We start from the raw sequence: 18329 nt of genomic DNA, 5'->3' as shown, positions 1-18329 counted from the left end.
CAGGCTTTTTCTATTAAGAGGCAACCCATGTTTACTACCGACACCATCGCCGCACTCGCTACCGCCCCCGGCCGCGCCGGTGTGGGTATTATTCGTATTTCAGGCCCGGATGCTAAAGCGGTGGCACAAGCCATACTGAATCGCCTTCCCAAACCGCGTTATGCCGAATACCTGCCGTTTTTTGACAACAATAAGCAAGTATTGGATCAGGGCATAGCCCTGTACTTCCCCGGCCCCAATTCCTTTACCGGCGAAGACGTCTTAGAGCTACAAGGCCACGGCGGCCCGGTACTGCTCGATATGCTGTTAAAGCAGGTGTTAGCTCTACCCAATGTACGCATTGCCCGACCTGGCGAATTTTCTGAACGCGCCTTTTTAAACGACAAACTCGACTTAGCTCAGGCCGAAGCCATTGCCGATTTAATTGATGCCAGTAGCGAGCAGGCGGCACGCAGCGCCATGCAATCACTGCAGGGTGAGTTTTCCCGCCATATTCATGAACTGGTGGAAAAAGTCATTCACCTGCGCATGTATGTCGAAGCGGCAATCGACTTTCCGGATGAAGAAATCGACTTTCTATCCGACGGCAAAGTAGCGGCTGATCTGGCCGAGATAATTGACTATCTGGCGAACGTAAAAAAACAAGCAACGCAGGGCAGCATTTTGCGTGAAGGCATGAAGGTGGTGATTGCCGGCCGTCCTAATGCAGGTAAATCCAGCTTGCTTAACGCCTTAGCCGGCCGAGAAGCCGCTATCGTTACCGACATTGCCGGCACCACGCGTGATGTGTTGCGTGAACATATTCATATCGACGGCATGCCGCTGCATATTATCGACACCGCCGGCCTCAGAGAAGCCACCGATCAGGTGGAACAAATTGGTATTGAGCGCGCCTGGAAAGAGATAGATCAAGCCGATCGGGTATTGTTTATGGTTGATGGCACCACTACCGACGCTACCGACCCACATGATATCTGGCCAGACTTTATCGACCGCCTGCCAGAAGGATTAGGCGTTACCGTGATCCGCAATAAAGCAGATTTAACCGGCGAGCTGCGCTCTGCACAGTCGACAGCAGATACCAGCAGCAAAGCGCCGGTGTATCGTATTTCGGCCAAAACCGGCGCCGGTATTGATGCCCTGCGCGAGCACTTAAAGCAATGTATTGGCTTTGACAGCAGTGTCGAGGGCAGCTTCCTCGCCCGCCGCCGTCATTTAGATGCGTTAGACAGAGCGGCTGAACATTTGGCGATTGGTCAGGAGCAGCTGCACAGTTATATTGCCGGCGAAATCCTGGCCGAGGAGTTGCGCTTAACCCAGCAGCACTTAAATGAAATTACCGGCGAATTTAGCTCAGACGATTTACTCGGACGGATTTTCAGCTCGTTTTGTATTGGTAAATAGCTAGTTTGCTTTGTCTAGCTGCTGTGCGGTGTTATCCGTTGCTATCAGCAGCCAGACCAAAATCGCACCCAAGCTGACAAAACCTGCCGCCAGATAGAGCCCGATATCATAATGACCGGTTAGCGTAGCTAAGTAGCCAGTTAACGCCGGTGCTATCACCTGGGCACTGCCATAGGCTAAGGTCATTTTACCCATAAGTTTTGCCGGTTTACTCGGATATAAGCGCCCTGCCATGGTTAATACCAAACTGACTACGCCGACAAAAGTCGCGCCAAATAAGGCCGCACTGAATAACACAACGGCGATACTGCTAAACCATAATGGCAGCAGTATCGACGCCGCTTGCAGTATTAGGGCTAACATTATCGCTTTAAGGTAGCCTGTTTTACGGGCAACCAGATCCCACAGTAGTACTGCCGGCGTGGCGGCCATCCCCAGTACGATAAAACTCAGGTTACCGCTGCCACTTAAGCCGGGCATGCGCTCGACAATGGTGACAATAAAGGTTGCACTGATCACATAGCCATAGCCGGCACAAAAATAGCTGGCCAACATCAGGCGGATAAAGCGGTTGGCCGGGGGCGTATCAACAGCACTATGTTGTGTCGACTGCGTTACGACTGCCGGCCGCGGTAACCAGCGCCAGGCCGGGATCGCCAACAGCAGGCCAAATAAAGCAAAGTATTGCCACTGCGCACGCCAATCCAGCTGTAGCATTAACATCAGCTCAACTAACAACGCCGATAACGCTATGCCAAAGCCCAAGCCGGCGAAATGGATACCCAGTTCCGCCCGTTGCTTATGGCTTAAAAGCCAATGCATAATCAGCCCGGAGGCTATCAGCATAGAACCGGCACTGCTTAAGCCGGCGACAAAGCGCCATAGCGACCATAGCCAAACGTTTTCAGTTAATGCCATACCAAGGGTACTCAGTACAGCTAACAGCAAACCCAGCCGGTACAGAGTGTCTTTTAATTGCAGGTTGCTCAGGCTGGCAGCCAGCAAAGCACCCGCCATATAACCGAGGTAGTTAACCCCAGCCAGGTAACCGCCGCTGGCATCGTCCAATACTTGTTGCTGCTGCATTAGCGGCAACAGCGGAGTATAAGCAAAGCGCGCCACGCCGAGGCATAGCAACTGACTGAAAAAACCGGCCAGCAACACATAAAAACGTTGCGGCATGTGGTTAACCGGGTGGTTTGCTGATATTGGCAGAGTAATGCCTCCGGCAGCCGAAAAGCCTTAGCTTAGCGCAACAAAAAAGGCCGCGGTATGCGGCCTTAGTCTGATGTCCCTTTTTTAACACTTAACGAGCGTAGGTCGCCGTTAGGGTGGCTTTACCGAGCGCCATAGCATTTAGCATAAAACCCACTACCGCAGCGCTGGCGCCATCGGCGGCCGGTAACGTATCTTCCGGCAAGGCCCACACGGTAAATTGATAACGGTGCATACCATGGCCCTCTGGTGGGCAGGCGCCACCAAAGTCTTTCATGCCGTAGTCGTTGGTGAAACTGCGACAACCTGGCGGCAAACTGCCTTTGCCGGCGCCACGGGCTAAACCGGTTGCAGCAGCAGGAATATCCGTAACCAGCCAGTGCCAAAAACCAGAGCAAGTGGGCGCGTCCGGGTCAAACACGGTAACGGCAAAGCTTTTAGTGCCTGCCGGTGCGTTAGCCCAGTTCAGCGCGGGCGACACATTACTGCCACTACAGCCAAAGCCGTCAAACTCGTGATCTTTGGCCATAAAATGGCCTTCTTTGATATCGGGGCTGCTTAGGGTGAAAACCTGCTTTGTCATAACGCCTCCAAAAAGTGAGTAAATACTTACTTATATTGCGATAACCATTGATAAAAGGCTTGCTTGGGAAAGGCACCCGCTTGCTGCGCAATAACCTTGCCCTGCTTAAACACCATTAAAGTAGGAATAGAGCGGATATTAAACTGTGCTGCCAGTGCCTGCTGCTGCTCGGTATTAATTTTACCAAAGCGAAAATGCGGCTCGAGTTCATTGGATGCCTGGCTAAATACCGGCGCAAAACTTTGGCAGGGGCCACACCAGCTGGCCCAAAAATCCACCACCAGCGGCAGTTCGCTTTTTTGCGCATGAGCGGCAAAGTTACTGCTGGTAAGTTCCAGCGCTTTACCTTGAAATAACGGCTGTTTACATTTACCGCAGTTCGCTTGCTGCGCCGGCTTATCAGGCGGTAGCCGGTTTAAGCTATTACAGCCAGGACAGGCAATAATCATCGCAATCTCCAGTTTAGGTTAACTGCAACTTATATAGCGTCTGCCCGGCGTTATTTAAAGCTGTTGTTAAAAACTTAACTGCAGCCAATCGGTTTTACTGTTAAAACTCAGGCTTTTTACCTCACCACGGCCTTCAATATTCACCGTGTTAACCTGGGCTGGCCAGAGTGCCTGCAGCGCCTTGTGCTGAATACGTAAGCCTGTTAAGCCCGCCGGTATCGCCGCCTCCTGATACACCCAGAAATAGCGTCCTTCCAGCTGGCCACCCAGTAAGGTTAGCGTAATGGGCTGGCCGGCCAGAGTGGCTAGCGCAAACTCTTTGCCAACATAGTCGCTAAAGGTTTGCTGGGTTTGCTCGCTGTTGAGTAAATCGGCGCTTTTATCAAATAGCTGTTTTACGCCATGCTCGGCATCGTGCACATAAAAACGGTGCATCACTTCAATGTTGCCGCTACGCTCATTAAACAGCACTTTGGTCAATGCGGCTTTCATCTCGTGCGCGCCAAGCTGGCAGCTTAACACTGCCAGCAATAAAGAAGCCCCCAACCGGCGCATTAATTACCGTCCTGCTTGTCTACAGCATCAGCTTTTTTTGCCGGATCTTTTAGCTCCGTTTTTACATCCTGCATGATATCACGGCTGACTTTGGCTTTGCTCTTCTCAGACTTATAAGCCTCAATACGTGATGGAATAATACGACGCGGGTAGAAGTTGTTTTCGATATCGACATCAGCCGTTTCCCACTTCGGATCGACCACCACCTCTTTTAACACTTTATCTTTAGCCGTTACCACCAGCCGGTTAACGGCTTTAGGGCTACGCCGCCAAATCTCGGCTGGAATATACTGTTGCTCGCTCGTGCCATCGGTATAGTGCAGCTGCAACAGAATCGGCATCACCAGGCCGCCTTTATTACTAAACTGCAGTACGTAATAGTTTTTGTCTTCGGCTACCGCGCGCTCAAACGCTGTGCGCTCCCACGGCTCTAACTCGTGTAAAAACTTGTTGTAGGCGTTACGCTCTTTATTAGTAACAGTAAAACGGTCGTTTTCGTCGTAAAAGTCACGTACGTCCGGGTTTTTATCAATCCACAGCACTTTGCCTTCAGCCTGATTGCGCTCAACAAACAGAGGCATTGGCTTGTCCTGCTCGGCTTTGCGTTCGCGGGCAAAGTCGATATCCGGGTTCTTAGTATCCAGTCTTAACTGAAAGACTTTATCCAGCGAAATATCGACATGGTCAGTGCTGTAAAACCAGCCACGCCAGAACCAATCTAAATCGACGCCGCTGGCTTCTTCCATGGTCCGGAAGAAATCGGCCGGCGTCGGGCGTTTAAACTTCCAGCGGGTAGCAAATTCTTTAAAGGCAAAATCAAACAGCTCGCGACCCAAAATCACTTCACGCAAAATATTCAGCGCTGCAGCCGGTTTGGTATAGGCATTTGGTCCCAGTTTTAGCACGCTGTCGGACTGGGTCATAATAGGCACCTGCACGTCTGACTTCATGTAATCAACAATATCACGCGGCTCAACCCCCCACGGTATGGTCGGATCCCACTCACGACCAGCCACGCCGTCTAAAAAGCTGTTAAGGCCCTCATCCATCCAGGTCCACTGCCGCTCATCAGAATTCACTACCATCGGAAAGTAAATATGGCCAATTTCATGGATCACTACGCCAATTAAAAAGCGCTTTTCCGCTTGCGAGTAGGTACGGCTGCCATCATCTTGCAATTTGGTGCGCGGGCCGTTAAAGGTGATCATCGGGTATTCCATGCCACCGACCGGGCCATTTACCGATTGTGCTACCGGATACGGATAATCAAACGAGAAACGTGAATACACTTCCATGGTATGCACTATGGCTTCGGTGGAATATTTCTGCCACAGCTCACCGCCCTCTTTCGGGTAAAACGACATCGCCATCACAAACGGCTGTTCTGTGCCGCCCTGCTGATAGCCTTTAGCGTCCCAGATAAACTTGCGCGATGACGCCCAGGCAAAATCGCGCACATTTTTCGCTTTAAAATGCCAGGTTTTACTCTGATCAGTACCTTCCTTTTCGTTTTCCAGCGCTTCTTGCTCGGTAACAATAAACACCGGCCGCTTTGCCGTTCTTGCCTGTTCTAAACGCGATAACTGTTGCTTGGTTAACACCTTGCTGGCGTTTTGCAGCTCGCCGGTAGACGACACGATATGATCGCTTGGTACTGTTAACCGGACATCATAATCACCAAATTCCAGCGTAAACTCACCACGACCTAGAAACTCTTTATTGGTCCAGGCTTCATAGTCGGTATAAGCCACTAAGCGTGGAAACCACTGCGCTAACAGGAAAATATCATTACCGCCTTCACGCGCATCTTTGGGGAAGTGCTCATAACCAGAGCGCGCCGATACGGCGTCTTCTTCAACAATGTTAAAGGCAAAATTGAGGCTGAAGTCCATCGCCTGACCGGGCTTTAATGGCTTGTCCAAATCAATGCGCATCAGCGTACCCACCAACGTCGCTGGCAGAGCTTTACCGCTGCTGCTTTTTACATTGCTGATAACAAAACCCAGCTCATTGTCGGTCATAAACTGTTGCCGGCGCAGCTCTTCCAGGCTCAAGCGGGCTGTAATGTCGCCCTCGCCAATAGCGGTAGCCGGGCCACGGCGGCCAATACCGCCAAAGTCGGTACTCATCTCAGCCATAGAATCGTTTTTAAAGATATTTTGATCCAGATGCAGCCACAGATACTTCAGCGTGTAAGGTGAGTTGTTTTTATAATGAATTTGCTGGCTGGCGCTTAACTGGCGTTTGGCCTCGTCCAGCTTAACATCCATTTTATAGTTAACTTGTTGCTGCCAGTATTGCTGGCCCGGCTCACCGGCAGCATTGCGGTACACGTTGGGTGTTGGTAGTACTTCATCTAGCTGGCGAAACTTATCTTCAAAATCGCCTTTGGTTTGGCGAATAGCTGCGCTGGCCGCCAAGCTGCTGCAAAATAGCACTATGCTTAAACTGGCAAGCGAAAATCGGGTTAACTTACTGGACATTGGCATCGCACTCTTTTTTGTTATCGTTATTAGAACAGCGTTCTACCTTAGGCAACTTTGGTCCGCTAAACAAGAGCGTTTTAACACGGCAAATGGTTAATCTGACTAAATAAAAAACCCTGCCGAGGCAGGGTTTTCTTAACAGCTATAACTTTTAGTCACGTGGCTTACGCGGCGCACGCGGTGCTGCACCTGGGCGCGGGCCCGGACCATTTGACGGCCGACGATCACCTGCCGGTGCTGCGCCGCTGTCTACCGTGATATTTAACTTTTGCTTACGCACATACACCTTTTTCAGGTGCTGAAAAATTTCATTCGGGATAGCTGCTGGCAACTCTACCGTACTGAAATGATCAAACAGTTTAATATTACCGATAAACTGGCTGTCGATATTGGCCTCATTGGCAATAGCCCCGACGATGTCGCCAGCACGCACGCCATGCTCTTTACCCACTTCAATACGGTAGGTCTGGTAATCGCCTTTCATTTCCCGCTTCACGCGCGGACCACGATCCGGACGCTCACCGCGCTCAGGCCTGTCGCCACGGTCACGACGCGGACGCTCATCACGCTCACCACGGGCGTGCGGCTCACGGATTTCCGGGAACTGACTGGCCACATTGAGCGGCTGATCTTTTTGCGCCAAATATAACAAGGCTGCAGCCAGATCATTTTCGGTAGTATCAATCTTCTCGCGCCAGTCGTTAATTAAGTCTTGGAAGAAGCTTAAGTTTTGCGTTTCGATGGTTTGCGCTAATTGCTCACGGAACGACTCGATACGGCGCTGCTCAATCACTTGTCCGGATGGCAGTGACATTTTTTCAATCGGCTGCTTGGTCGCATGCTCGATAGTACGTAGTAAGCGGCGCTCACGTGGCGAGACAAACAAAATCGCCTTACCTTCGCGACCTGCCCGGCCAGTACGACCGATGCGGTGCACATAGGCTTCGCTGTCGTATGGGATATCGTAGTTTACTACCAGGCTGATGCGCTCAACATCGAGACCACGGGCAGCCACGTCGGTGGCTACAATGATATCCAGCTGGTTCGCTTTCATTTTACGGATGGTCAGTTCACGGTGCGCTTGATTCATATCACCGTTTAAGCAGGCTACGGCGTAACCGCGGGCACCCAGTTTTTCAGCAATTTCTTCGGTGGCACTTTTCGTGCGCACGAACACGATAGAGGCATCGTATTCTTCGCCTTCCAGTACACGGGTTAAGGCATCCAGCTTTTGGTTGCCATCCAGCATCACGTAACTTTGCTTAATCCGCTCAACCGTGCTGGTTTTTGAGGCAATTTTAATCTCTTCAGCATTTTTTAAATGCTTTTGCGCAATAGCACGGATCTGCGGTGGCATAGTGGCCGAGAACATCGCCACCTGACGACCGGCCGGTGTAGCGTCCATAATGGTCTGCACATCGTCAATAAAGCCCATACGCAGCATTTCGTCGGCTTCATCCAGCACGATAGCGCGCAGCTTATCAAGCTTTAAGGTGCCACGGTCTAAGTGGTCAAGAATACGGCCCGGTGTACCGACAATCACCTGCGAGCCACGCTTTAAAGACTTCAGCTGATTGGTGTAGCTTTGGCCGCCATATAATGGCAATACGTGAAACGCCGGCATATAGCGGGCATAAGCCTGAAATGCTTCAGCCACTTGTATGGCCAGCTCGCGGGTAGGTGCCAGAACCAGAATTTGTGGATCGTTTTGCGCAGGGTCAAGCCGTGCTAATAAAGGCAGAGCAAAAGCACCGGTTTTTCCGGTACCGGTTTGCGCCTGGCCTAATACATCTTCGCCAGCCAATAATTTAGGGATAGCCGCCGCCTGAATCGGCGATGGGGTTTCATAGCCAAGTTCAGTAACTGCACGAACAATAGCTTCAGGCAGCATTAGCTGGGAAAATGACACAGTGTCAGACATACGTTGTTTAAACCTCAATAACACGCAGGCGTAGTGGTAGTGCTATTGTTGTTTTTACTTAGCCTGCAGAGCAGTAAAAACATCTAAACCGGACCAAAGGCATAGCCATGGCCGATTTTATTCCAGTAGTATAGCCAAACATTCTTTTGACAAGAGGCTTATCATGATAGACATCCTCGTTGGCAGCCAAATGGGCGCAGCGGAATATGTGGCAGAACAAGTTGCTGAAACACTGGTACAAGCGGGCTATGAGATTAGTCTTCATCTGAAACCCGAACTGGATCACCTCAACCCGAACAACGTCTGGTTAGTGATCACATCCACCTATGGCGCAGGAGATCTGCCTGATAATATTCAACCCTTTGCGGATCAATTAGCACAAGATCGGAGTGATCTTACCACACTTTCTTATGCCGTGATCACTTTAGGTGACGCTTCGTACGATACTTTTTGTGAGGCGGGTCGCAAACTAAGCCGCCTGTTAACGGAAAAGGGCGCCAACAAGCTGCTGCCCGCGTTAGAAATTGATGCACAGCAACCACAACTGCCGGAAGATACTGCACTGGCCTGGTTGCCACAGTTGATAAAACAACTGCCATAAAAAAAGCGGGTGGCAAGCACCCGCAAACACAAGTATATCTCAGGAAGAACAGGATAATGCTCGTCTCTCCCAGTTGGCCTCAGCAATAAAACCAACTTGTCGCCACAGTAACGGCTACTGAACGCCTTGTCTTGATAAGCAAGTGATAAAGCGATGATAAAGGCGATTATTTACCTTGTTACGGTTATACAGTCTTATACACAGAATCAACTTTTACGATAAATCTATGTGTATAACTATAGGTTTTTCCGGTGTTAAAGCTGTTTTTATCCTTGTTATAACAAAAATATTTTTTTGATATGTGGATAACCTAGCAAGTTGATCACGGGTTAAACCCGAACAGATCCTAGCTTGATCACAGGATCTGATCCTAAATAAGCTACTGATCCTTTTTACAAAGATCCTGTTATCCACTGAAAACTGCCTGCTTAGTAGTAAACATAATAAAAAGATCTCTAAAAAGATCTTATTTAATTTAAACGATCCTAAGCCAGCAACACCATTCCCCTTAACCAAGGATCAGGATACAATAAGCGCCCTTTTTTAATCAGCCTGCAAAGCGCAATACCGAGGCAGCTATGTTGTATCAAGAGACTTTTGACGTCATCGTTGTGGGTGGTGGCCATGCAGGCACAGAGGCTGCACTGGCAGCTGCCCGTATGGGGCGTAACACCTTATTGTTAACCCACAATGTTGAAACACTGGGCCAGATGTCATGTAACCCGGCAATAGGTGGTATTGGTAAAGGGCATTTAGTAAAAGAAATTGATGCTCTAGGCGGTGCTATGGCGTTGGCAGCTGACAAAGGCGGTATTCAGTTTAGAACACTGAACAGCTCCAAAGGACCCGCTGTAAGAGCCACGCGGGCACAAGCTGACCGCCAATTGTATCGTGCTGCTATTCGTCAGATGCTGGAGAACCAGCCGAACTTAAATATTTTTCAACAAGCCTGTGATGATCTGATTGTCGAACAAGACAGAGTAACCGGTGTAATTACTCAGATGGGGCTGAAATTTCGTGCCAAATCAGTGGTGTTAACCGTAGGTACCTTTTTAGGTGGCCAGATCCACATTGGTTTACAAAGCCATTCAGGTGGCAGAGCCGGAGATCCGCCGTCCATTGCATTGGCTAAACGCCTGCGTGAATTACCTTTTAGAGTCGATCGTTTAAAAACCGGTACCCCCCCGCGTATTGATGCGCGGACTGTTGATTTTTCAGTAATGCAGGCACAACCAGGTGATACACCTACACCAGTGTTTTCATTTTTAGGTAAGCGTAGCGATCATCCAACGCAAATTCCCTGCTACATCACCTACACTAACGAGCAGACACACGAGGTGATCCGTAATAATCTGGATCGCTCGCCAATGTATACTGGTGTGATTGAAGGTATAGGCCCACGCTATTGCCCATCAATTGAAGATAAAATTATGCGCTTTGCTGATAAAGACAAACATCAGATCTTTATCGAACCTGAGGGCTTAACCACCCATGAGCTTTACCCGAATGGCATATCAACCAGTCTGCCGTTTGATGTACAGCTGAGCATAGTACGCTCGATAAAAGGTATGGAAAACGCCCATATAACCCGCCCAGGGTATGCTATTGAGTATGATTTCTTCGATCCGCGTGATCTGAAAAACACACTGGAAACCAAATTTATCAGTGGCTTATTCTTCGCAGGCCAGATAAACGGTACTACCGGTTATGAGGAAGCGGGAGCCCAGGGCTTACTAGCCGGTTTAAATGCGGCATTGTTCAGCCAGGAGCAACAGGGCTGGTCACCCAGCCGGGATCAGGCTTACCTGGGCGTACTGGTGGACGATCTCACTACGCTGGGTACCAAAGAGCCCTATCGGATGTTTACCAGCCGTGCTGAATACCGCTTAATGCTACGGGAAGATAACGCTGATGCTCGATTAACCGAAAAAGGCCGTCAGCTGGGCTTAGTAGATGATGTGCGTTGGGCTGCCTTTAACCAGAAAATGGACCAGATTGCACTGGAGCGGCAACGGTTAAAACAAAGCTGGATCCATCCACAACACGCTGCCTTGCAAGCGGTAAACGACCTGGTTAAAACCCCACTTAGCAAAGAGGCCAGCCTGGAAGAACTAGTACGCCGGCCAGAGGTTTCCTATGAACGGCTAATGCAGATCGCAGATCTTGGCCCTGGCCTTGTAGATCAAACTGCAGCTGAGCAAGTTGAAATACAAATCAAGTACGAAGGCTATATTCAGCGGCAGCAAGATGAAATTGCCAAACAGCAACGCAATGAGCAAACCTTATTGCCGCAACAGTTTGATTATAAAGCCGTTAAAGGTTTGTCTAACGAAGTGATCGTGAAACTAAACCAAACCCAGCCGCAAACGGTTGGCCAGGCGTCGCGCATTTCCGGCATTACACCAGCGGCAATCTCGTTGTTATTGGTATACCTGAAAAAACAGGGGCTTTTGCGTAAGTCTGCGTAATTTATATTAGGGATCATAATGTTAGATAAATTACGCGCGCTGGTAGCGCAAACGGCGTTAACCTTGTCAGAGCAGCAACTGCAGCAATGTGTCGACTACGTAAAGCTGCTGGACAAATGGAACAGTGCATATAACCTGACTTCAGTGCGCGATCCGCAGGAAATGCTGATCAAACATGTAATGGACAGCCTGGTGGTGGCACCTTACTTAAGTGGCGAGCGTATTATTGACGTTGGCACAGGCCCGGGGTTACCGGGCGTATTGCTGGCCATTTATTACCCTGATAAGCAATTTACCCTGCTTGATAGCCTGGGCAAACGCATTCGTTTTTTAAACCAGGTTAAATTGCAGCTGAAACTGGACAATATCCACCCCTTACAAAGCCGGGTAGAAGATCACCAGTCAGAGCAAGGTTACGATGGCGTGATCAGCCGGGCTTTTGCCTCAATGAACGATATGCTCAGCTGGTGTCGGCATTTACCCGCGCCGTCTGGGCGCTTTTTCGCCATGAAGGGCGCTGCAGTACAAGAAGAAATTGCAGCTTTACCCGATTTTGTTAAAGTAGCCAGCGTTCAGGCACTTAGTGTGCCAGAGTTGCATGCACAACGGCATTTGGTAATACTGGACCCCTGCTAACTGATAACGAGGACATCTTGTGGCGAAAGTGATCGCAATAGCTAACCAGAAAGGTGGCGTAGGTAAAACCACCACAGCGGTAAATTTGGCCGCGTCTCTGGCGGCGACCAAGCGCAAGGTGTTACTGATAGACCTGGATCCGCAAGGCAATGCCACTATGGGCAGCGGTGTGGATAAGTACGATCTACCCGCTACGGCTTACGAACTGCTGGTCGATGATAAACCGCTACAGGAAGTGGTGGTGAAAGAAACCAGTGGCGGTTACCACCTGGTGGGTGCAAACGCTGATTTAACCGCGGCCGAAGTGCGTTTAATGAACCTGTTTGCCCGCGAACTGCGCCTGCGTAACGCCTTAAAAGACTATCGCAACAGCTACGATTTTATCTTTATCGACTGCCCGCCTTCACTCAACATGCTGACTGTGAACGCGATGGCAGCGGCTGACACCGTACTGGTGCCGATGCAGTGCGAGTATTTTGCCTTAGAAGGCTTAACGGCGCTGGTCGAGACCATTAATCAGTTAGCCGCAGCAGTTAATCCTGAGCTTAAGATCGAAGGGATCTTAAGAACCATGTACGATCCGCGCAACCGGCTGGCCAATGACGTATCGGAGCAGTTAAAACAACATTTTGGTGATAAGGTATACCGCGCTGTGATCCCGCGTAATGTGCGCCTGGCCGAAGCGCCCAGTTTTGGCGCGCCGGTGATGTATTACGATAAAAGCTCGACTGGTGCCAAAGCCTATTTAGCGCTGGCAGGTGAAATGTTACGCCGGGCAGATAAAAAAACAGTGAGCCAGAGCAGCTCGGTTTAAATGACTATTTTTAGGGAAGCTTTTTCATGTCGGTAAAGAAACGCGGTCTGGGCCGGGGTCTGGATGCCTTACTTACGTCCAACAGAGCCAGCAACAACAGTGCTGCTAATCCTGGCAGCAGTGAACTGCAGCAGTTGCCGATCGAGTTTCTCACGCCGGGTAAATATCAGCCACGTAAAGATATGTCGCAAGAAGCGCTGGAAGACTTAGCAAGCTCTATCCGCGCCCAGGGCGTGATCCAGCCTGTAGTAGTGCGGCCTTTAGCCAAAGATAAGTTTGAAATTATTGCCGGTGAACGGCGTTGGCGTGCTAGCCAGCTGGCGCAGCTAAGTGAAGTGCCTTGCATCGTCAAAGATGTGCCAGATGAAGCGGCAGTTGCTATAGCCCTGATTGAAAACATTCAGCGCGAAGATTTAAACGCGATGGAAGAAGCGGTGGCGCTGGAGCGTTTGCTGACAGAATTTGCCCTGACCCACCAGCAAGTGGCCGATGCAGTGGGCAAATCGCGCGCTTCGGTAACCAATTTATTACGGCTTAATCAGTTAAACGACGATGTAAAACTGCTGCTCGAGCACGGTGATATTGAGATGGGACATGCCCGGGCATTGCTGGCACTTAAAGACGCTGAACAATCTGACGCCGGCCGTTTAGTGGCAGCGAAACAGCTGACTGTGCGTGAAACTGAAAATTTAGTGCGGCGCATTTTAGAGCCTAAACCGGTCGTAGCAGAAAAGCCGCGCGACCCGGATGTGGTGTCGTTAGAGCAGCGTTTAAGTGAGCGCTTTGCCGCGCCGGTACAAATTAGCTACAACAACAAAGGCAAAGGTAAGCTGGAAATCAGTTACAGCAGTCTGGATGAATTAGATGGCATTATTGCCAAACTGCAGGCCGGTGAGCAATAAAACACCATTTTGGTGCAGATATCTGGACTGGCAAGGCGTGCGCGCCGCTTTTTGTTGCAAATTGAAGGCAAATAAGTATACTTTCGCAAGTTTTTTCCGCCCCCTCCCGGGTGTTTTCAGGGGCACAGACAGTGACTGATCAAAGTGCGGTAATGGCGCGCAAATCAGCCTATAAGCTGGTACTATGCCAGCTTGCAGTAGCCGGCGTTATGACACTGGCTTTTTTTTTAGCTGCCGATGCAGCCGCGGCAAAATCAGCCTTTAAGGGTGGTTTGGTGGCCGTAATACCAAATTGTGTGTTTGCGTTTTTCGCCTTTCGCTTTAGTGCAGCAATTAACGCCAACCAGGTGCTGGCGGCCTTTATGCGGGGGCAGTCGGCTAAATTAGTTTTAACCGCAGTGTTAATAAGCGTCGTATTTTCACAGCCTGGCCTGGTAGCGCCTGCTTTTTTTACCGGCTTTGTGTTTACGCTTTTAACACAGTGGATGGCACCGGTTTTTTTTAAACATTAACAATGGGATGAAACATGGCTGCAGGTGAAGAGTTAACCCTCTCTAGCCATATTCAGCACCACCTTACTAACGCCAAAATGTGTACTGTCGATGGCAGTGTCGCATTTAACAAAGCGTGTAGCGAGGCTGGCTTCTGGACATGGCATATCGATACTTTAGCGTGGTCTATTGGCCTGGGTTTGATCTTTTTATGGATCTTCCGCAGTGCGGCCAACAAAGCCACCATCGGCGTTCCGGGTAAATTTCAGTGTTTCATTGAAATGATCGTTGAGCTGGTTGCCAGCAACGTGAAAGACACCTACCACGGCAAGAGCAAGTTAATTGCACCACTGGCACTGACTATCTTTGTCTGGGTGTTCTTAATGAACCTGATGGACTTAATACCCGTAGACTTCCTGCCCGCTTTTGCCGGTTTTGTCGGTGAACAGGCGTTCGGTATGGACAGCCACGATGTGTACATGAAAATTGTACCGACCACAGACGTAAACCTGACGGCCGCATTGGCAATTGGTGTGTTTATTCTGATGATCGGCTATTCAATCCGCATTAAAGGTGTATTGGGCTTTATTAAAGAGCTGACACTGCACCCGTTTAGCAGCAAAAACGTACCGCTGCAAATTGTGTTAATTCCGGCTAACTTAGTTCTGGAAACTATCGCGCTGGTCGCTAAGCCATTTTCACTGGCACTGCGTCTGTTCGGTAACCTGTATGCCGGTGAAATGATCTTTATCCTTATCGGTGCTATCGGTCTGCTACAGTTACCGCTGCACTTTGTCTGGGCAGTATTCCATATTCTGGTAATTGTGCTGCAGGCGTTCGTATTTATGATGTTGACCATTGTTTACTTAAGCATGGCCAGCTCAGATAACCATTAACTTTTTACTTTAACTTAACCTTAAAAACTCTGGAGATAAAAATGGAAATTGCAGTAGCTATCAAATTAATCGCAGTTGCTCTGTTAATCGGTTTCGGCGCCATCGGTACCGCACTGGGCTTCGGTAACATGGGTGGTAAGTTCTTAGAAGCTTGTGCCCGTCAGCCTGAATTAGCACCACAACTGCAAGTTAAAATGTTCATCCTGGCAGGTCTTATCGACGCCGTTGCGATGATCGGTGTTGGTATCGCTATGTACATGTTGTTCGCTCTGTAATCGAAGGCTTTTTGTTAATCCGAACAACTGTTAACTAAGGAGGAGCGGTCGTGAATTTAAACGCCACTCTGCTGGGCGAATTAATCGCATTTGCGGTGTTCGTGCTGTTCTGTATGAAGTTTGTCTGGCCACCGCTGAACAATGCTATTGAAGCGCGCCAGAAGAAAATTGCTGACGGTTTAGCTGCTTCTGATCGGGCAGAAAAAGACCTGGCATTAGCCCAGGACAAAGCCAAAGATCAGTTAAAAGAAGCCAAAGCGCAGGCGGCAGAAATTATTGAGCAAGCGAAAAAACGCGAAGCCAAGATGATTGATGAAGCCGTGCACAAAGCCAACGCAGAACGTGAAAACATTCTGGCGCAGGCTAAAGCAGAATTAGAAGCTGAGCGTAATCGTTTACGCGAAGAGCTGCGCAAGCAAGTTGCTGCCTTAGCAGTGGCTGGCGCAGAGAAAATTCTGCAACGTTCTATTGATGAAGCTGCTCACAGCGACATTCTGGAAAAACTGGTTCAAGAACTGTAAGAGGATGAGCTATGTCTGATTTGACTAATATTGCTCGTCCTTATGCCAGAGCAGCCTTTGATTTTGCCGTTGAGCAAAATGCACTGGATGCCTGGCTACAGATGTTGGTCTTTGCTGCTGAAGTGGCAAAGAACGACCAGGTTGGCGCTTACTTAGGCGCCAACGGTTCTGCTGAAAAGCAAGCCGGTCTGTTTATCCAGGTATGTGGTGAGCAACTGAATGCGCACGGTCAGAACTTGATTAAAGTGATGGCAGAAAATCATCGTTTGCTGGCGTTGCCTGAAGTGTTAACCGCCTTTGTGGCGCTGAAAGCTGAATATGAGCAGGAAATTGACGTGTCCGTCGTTTCTGCTACCAAGCTTTCAAAAGCACAACAGGACGCGTTAGCCGCGGCACTTTCTAAACGTTTGGCACGCAAAGTTAAATTGAACTGTAGCGAAGATCCTGCAGTGGTCGGCGGTATGCTGATCAAAGCAGGTGACATGGTTATTGATGGCTCGGTCCGCGGTAAGCTGGACCGTTTAGCAACTGCGCTGCAGTCTTAATTGGGGAACAGAGAATGCAACTGAATTCCACTGAAATATCAGAACTGATCAAAAGTCGTATTGCTCAGTTCGAAGTGGTCAGTGAAGCTCGTAACGAAGGTACTATCGTTCAGGTAACTGACGGTATCATCCGTATCAATGGCCTTGCCGACTGTATGCAAGGTGAGATGATTGAGCTTCCTGGCAACCGTTATGCTATCGCGCTGAACTTAGAGCGCAACTCAGTAGGTGCCGTAGTAATGGGTCCGTATGCGGACTTAACTGAAGGCACCAAAGTAAAAAGCACTGGCCGTATTTTAGAAGTACCGGTTGGCCCACAGCTGTTAGGCCGTGTGGTTAACACCTTAGGTGCACCTATCGACGGTAAAGGTCCAATTGATGCTGCGGGTTTTGAGCCGGTAGAGAAAATCGCCCCGGGCGTTATCGACCGTCAGTCAGTCGACCAGCCAATGCAGACCGGTTATAAGTCGGTTGATGCCATGATCCCTATCGGTCGTGGTCAGCGTGAATTGTTAATCGGTGACCGTCAAACCGGTAAAACCGCATTAGCCATCGATGCCATCATCAACCAGAAAGGCACTGGTGTTAAATGTATCTACGTTGCCGTAGGCCAAAAAGCCTCTACTATCGCCAACGTAGTACGTAAGCTGGAAGAGCACGGCGCCCTGGCCCACACTATCGTGGTGGTTGCGTCTGCCTCTGAAGCAGCTGCGCTGCAGTTCCTGGCACCTTACGCTGGTTGTACTATGGGTGAATACTTCCGTGACCGTGGTGAAGATGCCCTAATCGTATACGATGACCTGTCTAAGCAAGCTGTTGCTTACCGTCAGATCTCGTTACTGTTACGTCGTCCACCAGGCCGTGAAGCTTACCCAGGTGATGTATTCTATTTACACTCACGTCTGCTGGAGCGCGCATCTCGCGTAAATGCGGACTATGTTGAGCGTTACACTAACGGTGAAGTAAAAGGTAAAACCGGTTCTTTAACCGCATTACCAATTATCGAAACTCAAGCGGGTGACGTTTCTGCGTTCGTACCAACTAACGTAATCTCGATTACTGACGGTCAGATCTTCTTAGAAACTGACTTGTTCAACGCTGGTATCCGTCCAGCGGTTAACGCCGGTATTTCGGTATCTCGTGTTGGTGGTGCTGCACAAACCAAGATCATCAAGAAATTAGGTGGTGGTATTCGTCTGGCATTAGCCCAGTACTCAGAACTGGCTGCGTTCGCGCAGTTCGCCTCTGACTTAGACGATGCAACCCGCGCTCAGTTAGAGCACGGCCAGAAGGTTACTGAACTGATGAAACAGTTACAGTACAGCCCGATGTCTGTTGCCGAAATGGGTGTGTCTATTTTCGCTATCGAAAAAGGCTTTATGAAAGACGTCGACGTAGCCAAGATCCTGGATTTTGAAGCTGCCCTGATCGCGTTCATGAAAGCAGAACACGCTGAGCTGATGGCTGAGATCGATAAAACCGGTAACTACAACGACCAAATCGAGTCTACGTTCAAAGCTGCCATTGAGAAATTCAAGGCAACGCAGACCTGGTAATCAATGCGGGT

18 protein-coding genes are annotated in these 18329 nt (G+C 49.5%); 12 read left to right on the top strand and 6 right to left on the bottom strand.

Annotated features, from left to right (window positions below; all coding sequences use genetic code 11):
• Window positions 1-27: 27 nt before the first annotated feature.
• Window positions 28-1404 carry a tRNA uridine-5-carboxymethylaminomethyl(34) synthesis GTPase MnmE gene (gene mnmE, locus ABGI61_RS02790; protein ID WP_347596515.1) on the top strand — a complete coding sequence of 459 codons (1377 nt, stop codon included), beginning with the start codon at window positions 28-30 and terminating at the stop codon, window positions 1402-1404.
• Here mnmE and ABGI61_RS02785 read toward each other — a convergent pair whose 3' ends face one another.
• The 6 genes from ABGI61_RS02785 to ABGI61_RS02760 all read right to left on the bottom strand — a co-directional run bounded on the left by ABGI61_RS02785 (window position 1405) and on the right by ABGI61_RS02760 (window position 8613).
• Window positions 1405-2586: a YbfB/YjiJ family MFS transporter gene (locus ABGI61_RS02785; RefSeq protein ID WP_347596512.1), complete on the bottom strand. Its 1182-nt coding sequence runs from the start codon at window positions 2584-2586 to the stop codon at window positions 1405-1407.
• Between the two features lie 124 nt (window positions 2587-2710).
• The gene (locus tag ABGI61_RS02780) at window positions 2711-3202 is read right to left on the bottom strand and encodes a YbhB/YbcL family Raf kinase inhibitor-like protein (RefSeq protein WP_347596509.1); all 492 of its coding nucleotides are present in this window, start codon (window positions 3200-3202) and stop codon (window positions 2711-2713) included.
• 26 nt (window positions 3203-3228) lie between these two features.
• Complete coding sequence (gene trxC / locus ABGI61_RS02775) at window positions 3229-3651, bottom strand: thioredoxin TrxC (RefSeq protein WP_440590648.1); 423 nt, start codon at window positions 3649-3651, stop codon at window positions 3229-3231.
• Between the two features lie 66 nt (window positions 3652-3717).
• A complete protein-coding gene (locus ABGI61_RS02770; protein WP_347596506.1) occupies window positions 3718-4206 on the bottom strand; it encodes a DUF6702 family protein in 489 nt (162 codons plus the stop codon).
• Window positions 4206-6689: a M1 family metallopeptidase gene (locus ABGI61_RS02765; protein WP_347596503.1), complete on the bottom strand. Its 2484-nt coding sequence runs from the start codon at window positions 6687-6689 to the stop codon at window positions 4206-4208. The genes ABGI61_RS02770 and ABGI61_RS02765 overlap by 1 nt, the downstream gene beginning before the upstream one ends.
• Window positions 6690-6843: 154 nt before the next feature.
• On the bottom strand, window positions 6844-8613 hold the full coding sequence (locus ABGI61_RS02760; RefSeq protein WP_347596500.1) for a DEAD/DEAH box helicase: 1770 nt from the start codon (window positions 8611-8613) through the stop codon (window positions 6844-6846).
• Between the two features lie 163 nt (window positions 8614-8776).
• Between ABGI61_RS02760 and mioC the strand changes: the two genes are divergently transcribed.
• The 11 genes from mioC (at window position 8777) to atpA (ending at window position 18318) form a co-directional block, all read left to right on the top strand.
• A complete protein-coding gene (mioC, locus tag ABGI61_RS02755) occupies window positions 8777-9214 on the top strand; it encodes an FMN-binding protein MioC (RefSeq protein WP_347596497.1) in 438 nt (145 codons plus the stop codon).
• 578 nt (window positions 9215-9792) lie between these two features.
• Entirely contained in the window at window positions 9793-11682 is a 1890-nt protein-coding gene (mnmG, locus tag ABGI61_RS02750) for a tRNA uridine-5-carboxymethylaminomethyl(34) synthesis enzyme MnmG (RefSeq protein ID WP_347596494.1), read from the top strand.
• 18 nt (window positions 11683-11700) lie between these two features.
• Window positions 11701-12318 (top strand): 16S rRNA (guanine(527)-N(7))-methyltransferase RsmG, encoded by a 618-nt coding sequence (gene rsmG / locus ABGI61_RS02745; protein ID WP_347596491.1) that lies wholly within the window; start codon window positions 11701-11703, stop codon window positions 12316-12318.
• Between the two features lie 19 nt (window positions 12319-12337).
• Complete coding sequence (locus ABGI61_RS02740) at window positions 12338-13132, top strand: ParA family protein (protein WP_347596488.1); 795 nt, start codon at window positions 12338-12340, stop codon at window positions 13130-13132.
• 26 nt (window positions 13133-13158) lie between these two features.
• Entirely contained in the window at window positions 13159-14034 is an 876-nt protein-coding gene (locus ABGI61_RS02735; protein ID WP_347596485.1) for a ParB/RepB/Spo0J family partition protein, read from the top strand.
• A 131-nt stretch (window positions 14035-14165) separates the two neighbouring features.
• Entirely contained in the window at window positions 14166-14546 is a 381-nt protein-coding gene (locus tag ABGI61_RS02730) for an ATP synthase subunit I (protein ID WP_347596481.1), read from the top strand.
• Between the two features lie 14 nt (window positions 14547-14560).
• Window positions 14561-15421, top strand: a complete 861-nt coding sequence (atpB, locus tag ABGI61_RS02725; protein WP_347596478.1) for a F0F1 ATP synthase subunit A — start codon at window positions 14561-14563, stop codon at window positions 15419-15421.
• A gap of 41 nt (window positions 15422-15462) precedes the next feature.
• Window positions 15463-15696: a F0F1 ATP synthase subunit C gene (atpE, locus tag ABGI61_RS02720; RefSeq protein ID WP_008222392.1), complete on the top strand. Its 234-nt coding sequence runs from the start codon at window positions 15463-15465 to the stop codon at window positions 15694-15696.
• A 50-nt stretch (window positions 15697-15746) separates the two neighbouring features.
• On the top strand, window positions 15747-16217 hold the full coding sequence (atpF, locus tag ABGI61_RS02715) for a F0F1 ATP synthase subunit B (protein ID WP_008222394.1): 471 nt from the start codon (window positions 15747-15749) through the stop codon (window positions 16215-16217).
• 11 nt (window positions 16218-16228) lie between these two features.
• The gene (gene atpH / locus ABGI61_RS02710) at window positions 16229-16762 is read left to right on the top strand and encodes a F0F1 ATP synthase subunit delta (RefSeq protein ID WP_347596475.1); all 534 of its coding nucleotides are present in this window, start codon (window positions 16229-16231) and stop codon (window positions 16760-16762) included.
• A 14-nt stretch (window positions 16763-16776) separates the two neighbouring features.
• Window positions 16777-18318, top strand: a complete 1542-nt coding sequence (gene atpA, locus ABGI61_RS02705) for a F0F1 ATP synthase subunit alpha (protein ID WP_347596472.1) — start codon at window positions 16777-16779, stop codon at window positions 18316-18318.
• Window positions 18319-18329 lie beyond the last annotated feature (11 nt).

This window comes from Rheinheimera fenheensis (assembly GCF_039871805.1).
GTDB classification, from domain to species: Bacteria; Pseudomonadota; Gammaproteobacteria; order Enterobacterales; family Alteromonadaceae; genus Alishewanella; species Alishewanella fenheensis.
Note: the sequence above shows the minus strand (reverse complement) of the source record. Positions and strands in the feature narration are given on the sequence as shown.

Excerpts from the sequence above, each read along its gene's own strand:
- mnmE (WP_347596515.1), top strand. The coding sequence starts at position 28 with ATGTTTACTACCGACACCATCGCCGCACTCGCTACCGCCCCCGGCCGC.
- ABGI61_RS02785 (WP_347596512.1), bottom strand. The coding sequence starts at position 2,586 with ATGCCGCAACGTTTTTATGTGTTGCTGGCCGGTTTTTTCAGTCAGTTG.
- ABGI61_RS02780 (WP_347596509.1), bottom strand. The coding sequence starts at position 3,202 with ATGACAAAGCAGGTTTTCACCCTAAGCAGCCCCGATATCAAAGAAGGC.
- trxC (WP_440590648.1), bottom strand. The coding sequence starts at position 3,651 with ATGATTATTGCCTGTCCTGGCTGTAATAGCTTAAACCGGCTACCGCCT.
- ABGI61_RS02770 (WP_347596506.1), bottom strand. The coding sequence starts at position 4,206 with ATGCGCCGGTTGGGGGCTTCTTTATTGCTGGCAGTGTTAAGCTGCCAG.
- ABGI61_RS02765 (WP_347596503.1), bottom strand. The coding sequence starts at position 6,689 with ATGTCCAGTAAGTTAACCCGATTTTCGCTTGCCAGTTTAAGCATAGTG.
- ABGI61_RS02760 (WP_347596500.1), bottom strand. The coding sequence starts at position 8,613 with ATGTCTGACACTGTGTCATTTTCCCAGCTAATGCTGCCTGAAGCTATT.
- mioC (WP_347596497.1), top strand. The coding sequence starts at position 8,777 with ATGATAGACATCCTCGTTGGCAGCCAAATGGGCGCAGCGGAATATGTG.
- mnmG (WP_347596494.1), top strand. The coding sequence starts at position 9,793 with ATGTTGTATCAAGAGACTTTTGACGTCATCGTTGTGGGTGGTGGCCAT.
- rsmG (WP_347596491.1), top strand. The coding sequence starts at position 11,701 with ATGTTAGATAAATTACGCGCGCTGGTAGCGCAAACGGCGTTAACCTTG.
- ABGI61_RS02735 (WP_347596485.1), top strand. The coding sequence starts at position 13,159 with ATGTCGGTAAAGAAACGCGGTCTGGGCCGGGGTCTGGATGCCTTACTT.
- atpB (WP_347596478.1), top strand. The coding sequence starts at position 14,561 with ATGGCTGCAGGTGAAGAGTTAACCCTCTCTAGCCATATTCAGCACCAC.
- atpE (WP_008222392.1), top strand. The coding sequence starts at position 15,463 with ATGGAAATTGCAGTAGCTATCAAATTAATCGCAGTTGCTCTGTTAATC.
- atpH (WP_347596475.1), top strand. The coding sequence starts at position 16,229 with ATGTCTGATTTGACTAATATTGCTCGTCCTTATGCCAGAGCAGCCTTT.
- atpA (WP_347596472.1), top strand. The coding sequence starts at position 16,777 with ATGCAACTGAATTCCACTGAAATATCAGAACTGATCAAAAGTCGTATT.